Annotated in this window: 13 protein-coding genes; 5 read left to right on the top strand and 8 right to left on the bottom strand. The window is 63.8% G+C overall.

The window, feature by feature from the left end; translation table 11 throughout:
* Nucleotides 1–213: 213 nt before the first annotated feature.
* On the bottom strand, nt 214–1,206 hold the full coding sequence (locus tag NKJ67_RS01085; RefSeq protein WP_013528052.1) for an adenosine kinase: 993 nt from the start codon (nt 1,204–1,206) through the stop codon (nt 214–216).
* Between the two features lie 222 nt (nt 1,207–1,428).
* On the opposite strand from NKJ67_RS01085, the gene NKJ67_RS01080 reads away from it, so the two are divergent.
* Together NKJ67_RS01080 and NKJ67_RS01075 are read left to right on the top strand one after the other, a co-directional pair.
* Nucleotides 1,429–2,346, top strand: a complete 918-nt coding sequence (locus tag NKJ67_RS01080; RefSeq protein ID WP_352580161.1) for a DMT family transporter — start codon at nt 1,429–1,431, stop codon at nt 2,344–2,346.
* Between the two features lie 90 nt (nt 2,347–2,436).
* Entirely contained in the window at nt 2,437–3,147 is a 711-nt protein-coding gene (locus tag NKJ67_RS01075; protein ID WP_352580160.1) for a sulfate transporter family protein, read from the top strand.
* A gap of 7 nt (nt 3,148–3,154) precedes the next feature.
* On the opposite strand, the gene NKJ67_RS01070 is transcribed toward NKJ67_RS01075, so the two are convergent.
* The 6 genes from NKJ67_RS01070 to NKJ67_RS01045 all read right to left on the bottom strand — a co-directional run bounded on the left by NKJ67_RS01070 (nt 3,155) and on the right by NKJ67_RS01045 (nt 7,982).
* Nucleotides 3,155–4,153 (bottom strand): proline racemase family protein, encoded by a 999-nt coding sequence (locus tag NKJ67_RS01070; RefSeq protein WP_352580159.1) that lies wholly within the window; start codon nt 4,151–4,153, stop codon nt 3,155–3,157.
* A gap of 14 nt (nt 4,154–4,167) precedes the next feature.
* Nucleotides 4,168–4,971 carry an isocitrate lyase/PEP mutase family protein gene (locus NKJ67_RS01065; protein ID WP_292133651.1) on the bottom strand — a complete coding sequence of 268 codons (804 nt, stop codon included), beginning with the start codon at nt 4,969–4,971 and terminating at the stop codon, nt 4,168–4,170.
* Between the two features lie 80 nt (nt 4,972–5,051).
* Nucleotides 5,052–5,906, bottom strand: a complete 855-nt coding sequence (locus NKJ67_RS01060; RefSeq protein ID WP_127266630.1) for a hypothetical protein — start codon at nt 5,904–5,906, stop codon at nt 5,052–5,054.
* A 72-nt stretch (nt 5,907–5,978) separates the two neighbouring features.
* Nucleotides 5,979–6,641: an HAD family hydrolase gene (locus tag NKJ67_RS01055; RefSeq protein ID WP_292693527.1), complete on the bottom strand. Its 663-nt coding sequence runs from the start codon at nt 6,639–6,641 to the stop codon at nt 5,979–5,981.
* On the bottom strand, nt 6,641–7,126 hold the full coding sequence (dut, locus tag NKJ67_RS01050; protein WP_128309672.1) for a dUTP diphosphatase: 486 nt from the start codon (nt 7,124–7,126) through the stop codon (nt 6,641–6,643). The genes NKJ67_RS01055 and dut overlap by 1 nt, the downstream gene beginning before the upstream one ends.
* Nucleotides 7,127–7,511: 385 nt before the next feature.
* Entirely contained in the window at nt 7,512–7,982 is a 471-nt protein-coding gene (locus tag NKJ67_RS01045) for an Lrp/AsnC family transcriptional regulator (protein WP_127266627.1), read from the bottom strand.
* 115 nt (nt 7,983–8,097) lie between these two features.
* On the opposite strand from NKJ67_RS01045, the gene NKJ67_RS01040 reads away from it, so the two are divergent.
* The 3 genes from NKJ67_RS01040 (at nt 8,098) to NKJ67_RS01030 (ending at nt 10,864) form a co-directional block, all read left to right on the top strand.
* Nucleotides 8,098–8,346 carry a DUF6356 family protein gene (locus NKJ67_RS01040; RefSeq protein ID WP_127266626.1) on the top strand — a complete coding sequence of 83 codons (249 nt, stop codon included), beginning with the start codon at nt 8,098–8,100 and terminating at the stop codon, nt 8,344–8,346.
* A 15-nt stretch (nt 8,347–8,361) separates the two neighbouring features.
* On the top strand, nt 8,362–9,162 hold the full coding sequence (locus NKJ67_RS01035) for a class II glutamine amidotransferase (protein ID WP_127266625.1): 801 nt from the start codon (nt 8,362–8,364) through the stop codon (nt 9,160–9,162).
* A 328-nt stretch (nt 9,163–9,490) separates the two neighbouring features.
* Nucleotides 9,491–10,864, top strand: a complete 1,374-nt coding sequence (locus tag NKJ67_RS01030; RefSeq protein ID WP_352580158.1) for an amidase — start codon at nt 9,491–9,493, stop codon at nt 10,862–10,864.
* Here NKJ67_RS01030 and NKJ67_RS01025 read toward each other — a convergent pair.
* Nucleotides 10,858–11,931, bottom strand: coding sequence for an NAD(P)/FAD-dependent oxidoreductase (locus NKJ67_RS01025; RefSeq protein WP_127266622.1), 1,074 nt, complete (start codon nt 11,929–11,931; stop codon nt 10,858–10,860). The genes NKJ67_RS01030 and NKJ67_RS01025 overlap by 7 nt on opposite strands.
* Between the last annotated feature and the right edge of the window lie 39 nt (nt 11,932–11,970).

The raw sequence follows: 11,970 nt of genomic DNA, 5'->3' as shown, positions 1-11,970 counted from the left end.
ATTGCGTGTAGGTGCGATGTGTGACAGCCGCGCGACGGTGAGAAGCGGAGGCGGCCTTCCCTTCTCCCCCTGTGGGAGAAGGTGGATTGGCGCGCAGCGCCAAGACGGTTGAGGGGTGTTGGACGGAGTACCGTCAGTGCCAAGCTGGAGCACCCCTCATCCGTCGCCTTCGGCGACACCTTCTCCCACAGGGGGAGAAGGGAAGAGCTTTCTCTACAGCAACCCCGCCTGCTCAGCCTCGCGGCGCAGATTCTGCCGTGGCCTGGGGCCGATCTGCTGGATCACCAATCCGGCCGCCAGTGAGCCAAGGTCGCCGCAAGTCTGCAGGTCGCGGCCTTGCGTGTAGCCATGCAGGAAGCCGGCGGCATAGAGATCGCCGGCGCCCGTCGTGTCGACCAGTTCCTTGATGGCGGTCGCCTTGATGACCACGGTCTCGTCGCCGCGCACGATCACCGAGCCTTTTTCCGAGCGGGTCACGGCGGCGATCCGGCAATCCTTGCGGATCTGGGCCAGCGCCTCGTCGAACGACGATGTCTGGTAGAGCGACTTGATCTCGTGGCTGTTGGCAAAGACGATGTCGACCGTGCCCGAACGCATCAGCTCAAGGAATTCGTCGCGGTAGCGGTCGACGCAGAACGAATCCGACAGTGTCATCGACACTTCTCGGCCTGCCGCGTGCGCCAGCTTCGCCGTCTGGCGGATTGCCTCCTTGGCGCGCGGCGGGTCCCACAGATAGCCTTCGAAATAGGTCACCTTGGCGCCAGACGCCTTGTCCGCTTCGACATCCTCAGGGCCAAGCTCGACGCAGGCGCCGAGATAGGTGTTCATCGAGCGCTCGCCGTCGGGCGTGACGAAGATCATCGAGCGCGCCGTCGGCGGCTCGCCCTTGAGCGGCGTGGTGTCGAAGGCGACGCCCTGCGCGTGGATGTCGTGCGCGTAGATTTCGCCCAGCGCATCGTTGGAGACCTTGCCGAAGAAGGCGGCGCGGCCCCCAAAGCTGGCGACACCGGCCGCCGTGTTGCCGGCGCTGCCGCCGGACGCCTCGATCGCCGGACCCATGCGGCTGTAGAGCAGTTCGGCGCGTTGTGTGTCGATGAGGTTCATCGCGCCCTTGATGATGCCGTTGGTCTCGAGGAATTCCTCGTCGCACTGGGCGATGATGTCGACAATGGCATTGCCGATGCAAAGCACGTCATAATCCGGCATCAAAATCTCCGCCAAAAACCCGAGCCGGCTTCTTGCCACGCCGGCCCGGCGCGGGTCTAGCGATTTGAAACCGGTTTGCCTAGGGCGTGACACGCAACTTTGGCGGAACAGGCAAAAGGCGCATCAGCCGCGAGGCGCTATGACAATTCGACCGTGGCCGAAGCATTTCATCGCCGGACCGCCTACAAGCATGGCTCACCCGATCCCGTTTGAAGGCGAGCCATGCCGACAAAGAACGAGCCTGCAAAGAACGACATGACCACCGACCTTGCGCTGCTCGTCGTGCTGGCGGTGCTCTGGGGCGCCTCCTACACCTTCATCAAGATCGGAGTCGAAACCATCCCGCCGGTCACCTTCATCGCCGCCCGCACCCTGATTGCCGGTGGTATCTTGTTTGCCATCCTCCGCTGGCGCGGGCTCGCCATGCCGGGCGATGCGGCAAGCTGGCGCCGCTTCGCCTTCCAGGCCTGCCTCAACAGCGTCATCCCGTTCACCCTGATCGCCGCGGCGGAACGTTCGGTCGATGCCGGCCTCGCCACCATCCTGAATGCGACCTCGCCGATCTTCACCTTCCTCTTGACAGCGCTCATCACCCGCCACGAGCCGGTCACGGTGCGCAAGCTGATTGGCGTCGGCGCCGGCATTGCCGGCATCTGTCTCATCATAGGCACGCAGGCACTGGGTGGTCTCGGTCATGAATTGTGGGCGCAGTTGGCCATCGTAGCGGCAACAATCTGCTATGCCGGGGCCGCCATTTTCGGCCGCGGCTTCAAGGGTCTCGATCCGATGCTGCCTGCCGCCGGTTCGATGCTGTGCGGCGCCGTCATCCTCGTGCCCCTCAGTCTGGTGTTCGACCAGCCATGGACGCTGGCGCCATCAACGGCGTCGATCCTGGCCCTGCTCAGCCTGTCGGTCTTTTCCACCGCACTGGCCTTCGTCATCTATTTCCGCCTCATCCACACGTTGGGTTCGGTCGGCACCACCTCGCAGGCCTATCTGCGCGTACCGATCGGCGTCGGCATCGGCGCTCTCTTCCTCGGCGAAAGCCTTGGTTCGACGGCATGGCTGGGCATGGGTTTTGTCGTGGCCGGGGTCGCTGCCATGACCATACCGGTTCGCAAGCCGGCGTTTGCACGGTAAACACCCGCCGGCTTGTGCTCATGGGCTGCGCTGCCTATCTCGGAAGCATCCGCCTTCTAGGCGGCGTCCGCTAACCGGGGGGGTGACAAGGTGATTTTCGACGCTGCCCGCACTGCCGCTCTCGAGCTGCTTTCGCCTCCCTTTCGGGCCGTGTTCCTCAAGACATTGGGTCTGACACTGCTGGCGCTGGTGGCTCTGTGGTTCGGCTTGACCAGCCTCGTCGAGTGGCTGGCGTTGCCGTGGCTGCAGACGCTGTTGCCTGGCATGCCGTCCTGGGCCGGCTGGCTCGGCGGCATCATCGCCGCAATAGCGCTTGCCTTCGGCATGGCGTTGCTCATCGCGCCGGTGACGGCTGTTGTCGCCGGCCTGTTCCTGGACGATATCGCCGAAGTGGTCGAGCGCACCGACTATCCCGGAGATCCGACCGGTCGCGCCATGCCTGCGCTGCGCTCGCTGGTGCTGTCGGCGCGATTCCTCGGCGTCGTCATTCTCGGCAACATCGTCGCGCTGCTGCTTCTCCTGGTGCCGGGCGTCAACATAGCCGCTTTCTTCATCGTCAACGGCTATCTGCTCGGGCGCGAGTTCTTCGAATTTGCCGCCATGCGCTTTCGCGGGGAAGATGAAGCCAGGGCCTTGCGCAGGCACTATGCCGGCACGGTGTTTCTCGCCGGGTTGCTCATCGCGGCTTTCCTCGCCGTGCCGTTGCTCAACCTGCTGACGCCGCTCTTCGCCGCCGCCATGATGGTGCATCTGCACAAGGCGATCTCGGTGCGGGAAGTGGCTCGCTCCTCGCGCCGCTGAGCATTCTTCAGCGCAACAGGAATCCGCGTCCGAGCTCGTCGTCCGCTTCGACGATAAACTCCGTCCTGCCACTATAATAGGCGCGGCCGCCGACGCGGGCGATGATGGCCTCGTGTGGGCCGGCCTTCGCCGTCCGCACCACGGCTCCGGAAAAACGCGAGCCGGCAATGCTCTCGAACATGCGCGTCTGCCCGATCGCGATCTCACCCTTGGCATGCATGGCCGCCAGCCTTGCGGTGACGCCGGAGCCGGTCGGCGAGCGGTCGACCTCGGCCTCGGCGAAGACGCAGATGTTTTTGGTCACCTCGGCGGAAAACGTGTCGCGGCCATCGGTCAGGATGGTGCCGTAGAGGAAGGCAAGGTCGCCGTGGTCTGGATGCGACAGCGGAAATTCAGCCTTGAGCCTGTCCGTCAGCGCGGTTGCCGCATCGACGAAATCGCGCACCCGGCTTCTGCCGAATTCGAGCCCGAATTGGTGACAATCGGCCAGCGCGTAGAAAGCGCCGCCATAGGCGACGTCGAAGCCGATCGTGCCGTGGCCCGCCAGCTCTATCGTCTGCCCGCCGGCGAACAGAAACGCCGGCACGCTTTCGAACGCCACCGCACCGGCCTTGCCGTCCCTGACCTCGACCGAGGCGACGACCAGCCCGCACGGCGCCTCGATATTGACTGTCGTGATTGGTTCCTGTTTCGCCACCAATCCTTCATCTACGGCGTAGCGGCCGAGCGCGACGATGGCGTGGCCGCACATCGTCGAATAGCCCTCATTGTGCATGAACAGCACGGCGAGGTCGGCGCCGGGCAGGTCGGGTTCGACCAGCAGGGCGCCATACATGTCGTAATGGCCGCGCGGCTCGAACATCAGGATCTTCCTGAGATGATCGAGATGGTCGCGCACATAGGCGCGCTTTTCCAGGATCGTGCCCTTGGGGACACTGGGATAGCCGCCGGTGACGATCCTGAGCGGCTCGCCGCCGGTATGCATATCGACGACGGTAAGCGTCATGCGATGGGCCCCGTTCAAGCTGAAGACTTGCCGAAGAGGGCTTGCAATTTGCCGAACGGCATGGCGGCGCGGGTGAAGCCGAAGGTGCCGTCCTGCTGGATCTCGCGCGCCGCCGTTTCCAGCATGCCATAGGCGAAATTGGTCAGCCACGGCCCGAGCGAGATGCGCTTGACGCCGGCCATGGCGAGGTCGGCGATGGTGAAGCCAGGCTTTGCCATGACATTGACCGGCTTGTTGACCGCCGAGCAGAGCGTGCGGATCATCTCGACGTCGCCGATACCGGGCGCATAGAGCACGTCGGCGCCGGCCTTCTCGAAGGCCTGCAGCCGCTTGATGGTGTCGTCGAGGTCGGACTTGCCCCACAGGAAATTCTCAGCCCGCGCCGTGAAGACGAAATCGCGCTTCAGCGCCCGCGCCGCCTCCGCCGCCGCCGCAACGCGCTCGACGGCGTGCGCGAAATCATAGATCGGCTTGTCCGGATCGCCGGTGTGGTCCTCGATCGAGCAGCCGGCAAGACCGGCCGCTTCCGCCGCGAAGATGGTTTCGGCGGCCTGCTCGGCGCTGTCGCCCTTGCCTTTCTCGAGGTCGGCGGAGACAGGCAGGCTGGTCGCCGCCGTCACCTCGCGGCAATGGTGGATCATCTGGTCGAAGGTCACGGCGCCATCCGGCAGGCCGCGTGAAAAAGCAAAGCCGGCGCTGGTCGTCGCCAGCGCCGTGAAACCGAACGAGGCCAGCAGCTTCGTCGTGCCAATATCCCAGGGATTGGGCATGACGAAGGTCGAGGCATGCAGGTCGCGAAAGATCTTGCCCTTGTCCATGGTAGTTCCCCCATCATGTGCGGTGTGGCTAAGCGGATTTTATCCTGCCCGATTTGACCGGGCAAACGAATGCGGTTGGTTCAGAAGCGATTGGCGTTCTCTCCTGCCAATTTGTCCAGCGCGTCGGAATCCTTGGTGTAGCGCGATGTCTTCTTGTCCCAGTGATAGGTGACGGAGATCTCGTGGGACTCTGGTCTGGGCGGAGTGTCGTCGCAGCTTTCGCCGTTCAGCACAGTAGAGTCGGTCACGGTCACCTTGATGGCGGCATAAGGCTGACCATCGGCAATGCCCTGAAAAGCTACATCTTGCTTGCGGCTGTAGGCGCACAGGTTTTCATCGAACGTATAGATCATGTCGATCGGTTCGAACTTGTCGTCGCGGATCATGATCAGCGGCGTGATCACATAGTTCTGGCTCGAATTGAAATGCGCGCTCATGGTGATGAGGACGTCATCGTTGGCGCCGACGGAAAGCTTGCCCGGTTCGCGGAAATAGGTGCCGCGGTCGAGCGCGACATTGACGGCGTCGAGCAGCTTCGGCTTGGCCGTGATGTCGTAGAGCGCCAGCACAGCATAGCCTTCGGCGCTGTCGGGAGAATCGCCAAGGTCGAACAGCATGGTCAGCCGATCCTTGCCGCCGGCCTTGATGGCGAGCACCGCGGCATTGGAAAAGCCCGAAGTCTCGGGCGGCGAACCGCCGCCGTCCGGTCCCTCGATATGACGCATCTCGATCGGCAACCCACCCCTATAGAAGCCGTCCTTGTCCGCAGCGAGATCCGGAATGACCATCCTCGCGAGGTCGAGATAGGTGACATCCGTGCGGCCGGGCAGAGCGCTGCCGAGCTCCGGAAAGCTGATGGCTTGCGCGCCGGCCGCGGTCCATAGAAACGGCGCCAGCATCAAGGCGAGGATGAGGCGGAGCAGGCTGGGGTTCATGCGTGGCCTCGAGTTGGCGGTGCCAAGCTAGCACGGACAATCGAGGCGTACAGCTGCAGGCTGAAGATCAGGTCAGTGGATCGGCACCAGCCCGGCCAGCTCGCGCATGTCGTCGAACAGGATGCCGCCGGCCTGGATCAGGCCGGCGCGGTCGGAATAGGGATCGGCATGGTAGGAAAACACCCGCATGCCGGCGGCGATCCCGGCCTGCGTGCCGGCGACGCTGTCCTCGATGACGATGCAGTCGGCAGGCGCGAAGCCCATGGTCTTGGCCGCATGCAGGAACAGGTCCGGGAACGGCTTGCCACGGCTTACCATGGTCGAGGAAAACATCGCGTGTTCGAACAGCGGCAGCAGCCCGGTCTGGCCAAGTGTGATGTGCATCTTCGACACCCGGGCCGAGGTGGCGACGCAATAGGCGATACCGGCTGAACGCACGGCTTCGACGAACTCGCGGACGTAGGGGATCGCTTCGACGCCGTGGGCGAACAGGTCCGGCAGGCCGGCATTCCAGCGATCGACAAAATCGACGCCGAGCCTGACGCTGGTCTCTTCTTCGATCTCTTTCTGCACCGACGCCATGCTGCGGCCGGAGAAATTCTTGCGGCAATATTCGAAGCTCGTCGGATAGCCGGCAGTGGTCAGCCATTCGGCGAGACGCCGATTGGCCAGATTCTCTGTATCGACCAGGATCCCGTCGCAGTCGAAGATGACAAGCTTAGGCAGTTCAGACATCAGGCGGTGCCGGTCGATCCGAACCCGCCCGCGCCACGCGCCGTACCACCGGCCAGACTGCGCTCTTCCACGGTCGCCTGGGCCACCGCAGCGAAGATGATCTGGGCGATGCGCATGCCGCGCGTCACGGCAAAGTCCTCGTCGCCGAGATTGATCAGCAGCACCTTCACCTCGCCGCGATAGTCGCTGTCGATGGTGCCGGGCGTGTTCAGAACGGTTAGGCCATGTTTGAAGGCAAGGCCCGAGCGCGGCCGAACCTGACCCTCCATGCCTTCCGGAATTTCCAGGATCAGCCCGGTCGGCACCAAAGCGCGTTTTCCGGGCAGGATCAGCAGCGGCCGGTCCTCGGGCACCGCGGCGCGCAGATCCATGCCGGCGGCACCGGTGCTTTCATAAGCAGGAAGGGGAAGTCCTTCAGCATGCGGCAACCTGACGAAGCCGACGGTCGGACCGATGACGGAGGGAGTTTGAAGGGCTGCGCGCATAAAATCGATCCTATCGGCGCGAACGGCGATTCGGTCAACTCGACTGTAATTCTATCAACGGCTTTCTTTTGGGCGGCACTGTGACCTGGTTTCGGGCACAGGAGTTTTGATGGATTTGTTGCGCTGAAGGATTGCATGCTTGGTGATTGGCGAAAACGTCCATGCTTCGTCATCCACGGGCGAGCAAGGAGCGTAGCGACGCGGCGCAGACCCGAGGATCCATGCCGCGACTCCAACGGGTCACGACGGTGCAGAGTTCTGCGCCGTTGCACTCTTGGGTAGGTCACGGCATGGATACCAGGGTCTCCGCGACGCCGCTTCGCGGCTGCTCCGCCCTGGTATGACGAAGTTGGGGAGGCTTCGGCCAAACGCGAACGTAGCGCTACTACCGCAGTTCCATCGGAACGACGGTCGTTTCCTTGATTTCCTCCATCACGAAGGAAGCGGACACATCCGACAGCGCCACCTTGGCGATCAGCCGCTGGTAGAGCCGGTCATAGGCCTTCACGTCGGCGACGCGGGCGCGCAAGACATAATCGAGGTCGCCGGACATGCGGTAGACGCCGGTGATTTCGGGAAAGCCGGTCACCGCCGCCCGGAACTTCTGCAGCCACTCCGGATCGTGGTTGGACGTGCGGATCAGGATGAAGACGGAAAGGCCAAGCCCGAGCTTTTCGGCATCGACCAGCGCCACCCTGCCGGTGATGACACCAGCCTCTTCCAGCCGCCTCACTCGGCGCCAGCAGGCATTGCGCGACAGCGCCACCCGTTCCGACAGCTGGTCGACCGACAGCGTGCCGTCGCGTTGCAGCTCAGTGAGCAATTTCCGGTCGATTTCGTCAATTTCCAGCGTCATGTGGGATTTTTGTCCCAAGGATCACCGAAATACAAGGACATTTTGAGACCGATGAACCGGCGAAGCGTGTCAGGATACTCATATCAGGAACTTGAAGCGCTGAAGGGGAACCAGCATGTCGGTCGCCAAGATTTTCACCTCTCATCCGGCCAAGGTCGGCGAAACCTATTTCAGCCACATGGGTTTTGCCGCCTGGTTTTCGTCGCGCCTGTTGATGGCGGCGGGCGCCGCGCTCGTTCACGCTTTCTTGCCGTTTCTGTTTGAAACTACCGCCAGCCGAATCGTTCGCGAGCTTTATGAGCGGACGCACAACAGAGGCACACACGCGATCAAGGAGCCTGCGGCTCTTATGGATCGCGCCTAGAGGACGACAGAAGCGATGTGCCGGTGGGCGGCCTATCTCGGTGAAGCGGTCTTTCTCGAAGACATCCTCACGGCGCCCTGTCACTCGCTGATCGCCCAGAGCCATTGCGCCCAGGAAGCGAAATCGCCGACCAATGGCGACGGCTTCGGCCTTGCCTGGTATGGCGACCGCCCGGAGCCGGGTCTCTATCGCGATATCCTGCCGGCCTGGTCCGATCCCAATCTGAAAAGCCTGTGCCGGCAGATCAAATCCGGCCTGTTCCTCGCCCATGTACGGGCGTCCACCGGCGGCGCCACCAGCCGCATGAATTGCCATCCGTTCATCTCCGGCGCCTGGTCGTTCATGCACAACGGCCAGATCGGCGGCTTCGAGAAGATCCGCCGCGCGCTGGAGAATTCGCTGTCAGACGCCGTCTTCGACCAGCGCGAAGGCACCACCGATTCCGAACTCTTTTTCCTGCTGATGATCGACGAAGGGTTGGCCGGCGATCCGCAAGGCGCGGTGTCCCGCGCCACTAGCCGCGTGCTCGAAGCCTCGCGCCGCGCCGGCCTCGAACCAGCGCTGAAGCTCACCGCCGCCTTCTCGGATGGACAGGCGCTGCATGCGGTGCGCTATGCCACCGACGCCCACGCGCCGACGCTCTACACCTCCGTCTTGCGCAAGGGCGGCGGCCGCTGCATCGTGTCCGAGCCGTTCGACCGCGAGGGCGGCGACTGGCAAGCGATCCCGCCATCGAGTTTTGTCACGATGACGCGGGACGGCATCAGCATTCGCCCGTTTGCTCCAGCGGCGGCAAAGCTGGCGCTGGTCGGGTAAGTTTCTTCGCCGGATCGCAAATGCTGCAAAGTCGCGGGCCAGCGCCCCCCTCTGTCCTGCCGGACTCATCCCCCAAGTGGGGAGATTGGCAGTTTCGCCGACCGCGCGTTCTTGCAACATTGAAGATTGTCGAAGCCGTGACGCTATCCAATCTCCCCACTTGAGGGGGGAGATGGCCGGCAGGCCAGAGGGGGGCGCCGTAGAGTGCCGACATCGGCAGTACAACTTCGATCAAGCACTAGCGAATACCGAATGCTCAACTCCGCTTGAAATCGCGCCGCGTTCCGCCAATTGGTCAGGCACGCGCGGCCAAGCCGGAGCATTCCTCATGGACATCGTCTTCTCCTCAACCGTCGATCTCGCTGCAGCCATCGCCAAGCGCAAAATCTCCGCCGTGGAAGCACTCGACGCCTATCTGGCGCAAATCGATGCGCACAACCATGCGGTGAACGCCGTCATCTCGCTCGACAGGGAAGGCGCCCGCGAGCGTGCCAAGAAGGCGGACGCTGCCCAGGCGCGCGGCGCCGCACTCGGATCTCTGCATGGCGTGCCGTTCACGCTGAAAGACATGCACGAAACGTCAGGCATAAGGACCACGGTCGGCTTCCCGCCCTTTGCCGACTATGTCGCCAAGCAGGACAGCCCGGTCGTCATCAGACTGAAAGCGGCCGGCGGCGTGCTGATGGCCAAGACCAATGTCGCGGCCATGCTTTCGGACTGGCAATCGAACAACCCGCTGTTCGGCCGCACCAACAATCCATGGAATCTCCAGCGCACGGCGGGAGGCTCCAGCGGAGGCGCGGCAGCGGCAATTTGCTTGGGGATGACGCCGTTCGACGTGGGCACAGACATGCAGGATTCGATCCGGCTGCCGGCCGCCTTTTGCGGTGTTTATGGCTTGAAGCCGACGGAGCATCGTGTCTCGCTGGCCGGTGCCTTCCCCGATCCCGGCGGTGCCGCGCGCAGCGTGCGGCTGATGTCCTGCCTCGGGCCGTTGGCGCGCAGCGTGCAAGATTTGGCGCTGATTTATCAAATCATCGCCGGCCCGGATGGAAGCGACACCGATCTTGCTCCGGTGCCGGTCCAGGATATGCCGAAGCTCGACCCTAGGACATTGCGCATCGCCTTCGCGCCGTCCTTTCCCGGCTTTCCGGTGGCCGGCGACATCAGCGCCGCGGTCGAAAACCTCGCAAGGCAGCTGCAATCGGCCGGTGCCCTCGTTGAGGAGGCAAAACTGCCGAAACTCGATCTGCACCACGATCTGGAGCAGGGCGGCGCGCTGATCGGCATGATGCTGGAGGCCGCCCAGCCGGAGTCGCCGGAGGAGCCGACACCGGTCTCGCGCTGGTTCGAGGCACTCGCCCGCCGCGACAGGTCCATTCTCGCCTGGGACCGGTTTTTCGAAAACCATGACGCGCTGCTCTGCCCGGTCGCCATGACTTCCGCCTTCCCGCATTGCGAGCCGGGCACGCCGATCACGGTCGACGGCAAGGAGCAGAGCTACTGGATGCTGCCGGCCTATGGCGCCGTCTTCAACTACAGCGGCCATCCGGCGCTTTCCATCCCATGCGGACAGGGCAGCGAGGGCTTGCCGATCGGCTTGCAACTGGTCGGCAAACGCTGGTCGGAGTCACAGCTGCTCGGCATCGCCAGGGCAATCGAACCACTGACCGGCGGCTTTCGGCGTCCGCCCGCCTATTGAGCGAAACGCGACAATCCATAAGGGGCAAGTAAGGGGTCGCGCTCGCCGTCGAGGATTTCCCGAGCGGCGAACAGGCCGATGGCCGGCGCCAACGTGATGCCGGAATGCATGACGGCGACATAGACACCGTCCAAGCCCTCGGCGCGGCCAATGATCGGAAAGCCGTCGATCGGCGTCGGCCGGTAGCCGACCGTGTGGAAATCGAGTTCCAACCCATCGCTGTCGCGCAGCATGGCCTTCATGGCCGCAAACAGGGCGTGGGCGGTGGCTTCGGCATCCATGCCCGGATCGGCGCCGCCGAAATCCGAGCCGGCGATGATGCGGCCTTCCGCCGTCTGGCGCATGTGCAGCCGCTCGGCCAGCACCAGCCCGTTGAGCAGCTTTTCGTGCGGTCGCGAATGGACGATCAGGCCGGGCGGCGTTTCGATCGGCAGGTTGATCCCGGCGGTCGCGGCGATCTCCGGCGAGCCAACGCCGGCCGCGACCACCACCTCGTCCGATGCAATCAGGCCATGCGATGTGTCGACACCGGTGATCCTGCCGCCGGTCTGGACCAGGGCCGTCACCGTGCTGGAGATGGTCTTCGCGCCATGTCGCTTCGCGTCTGCCAATAGGGCACGGACGGCGGCCACGGGCTCTGCGACACCTTCTTCGGCAACATGCAGGGCAAAATCCGGAAGCTCGGTGAGATTGGGCTCGATGCGCGCTGCACCGGCGCGGTCGACTTGGCTGATGCCATAGCCCCAGGCGGAATGTTCCGTGGCGTAGGTTTCCATGTCGGCCGCCGGTAAGTCCCAGCACAGGCCGCCGCACCAGCTCAGCGGCAGGTCGGGCAGGTCCTGCGCCAGCCGCGACCATTCGGCCATCGCGCGGGTGCGCAGCCGGAAATAGGGCTCCGGATTGCCCCAGCTGGCGTTGATCCAGGCGAACGAATTTGGCGTCGCCACCCCACCGGCAGCACTGTCGGCAATCACCGTCACTTGCGCACCCGCTCTGCTCAGATGCCAGGCGGTGGAGGCACCGATGATGCCGGCGCCGATGACGATTACTTGTTTCGCCGCAGTCATGCTTGCTCCTCTGCCTCGTCATCCGGAGGGATGTTCATC

It is taken from the genome of Mesorhizobium sp. M0088, from assembly GCF_040322895.1.
Lineage (GTDB): Bacteria > Pseudomonadota > Alphaproteobacteria > Rhizobiales > Rhizobiaceae > Mesorhizobium.
The sequence above is the reverse complement of the archived record's forward strand: the minus strand, read 5'-3'. Positions and strand labels throughout refer to the sequence as shown.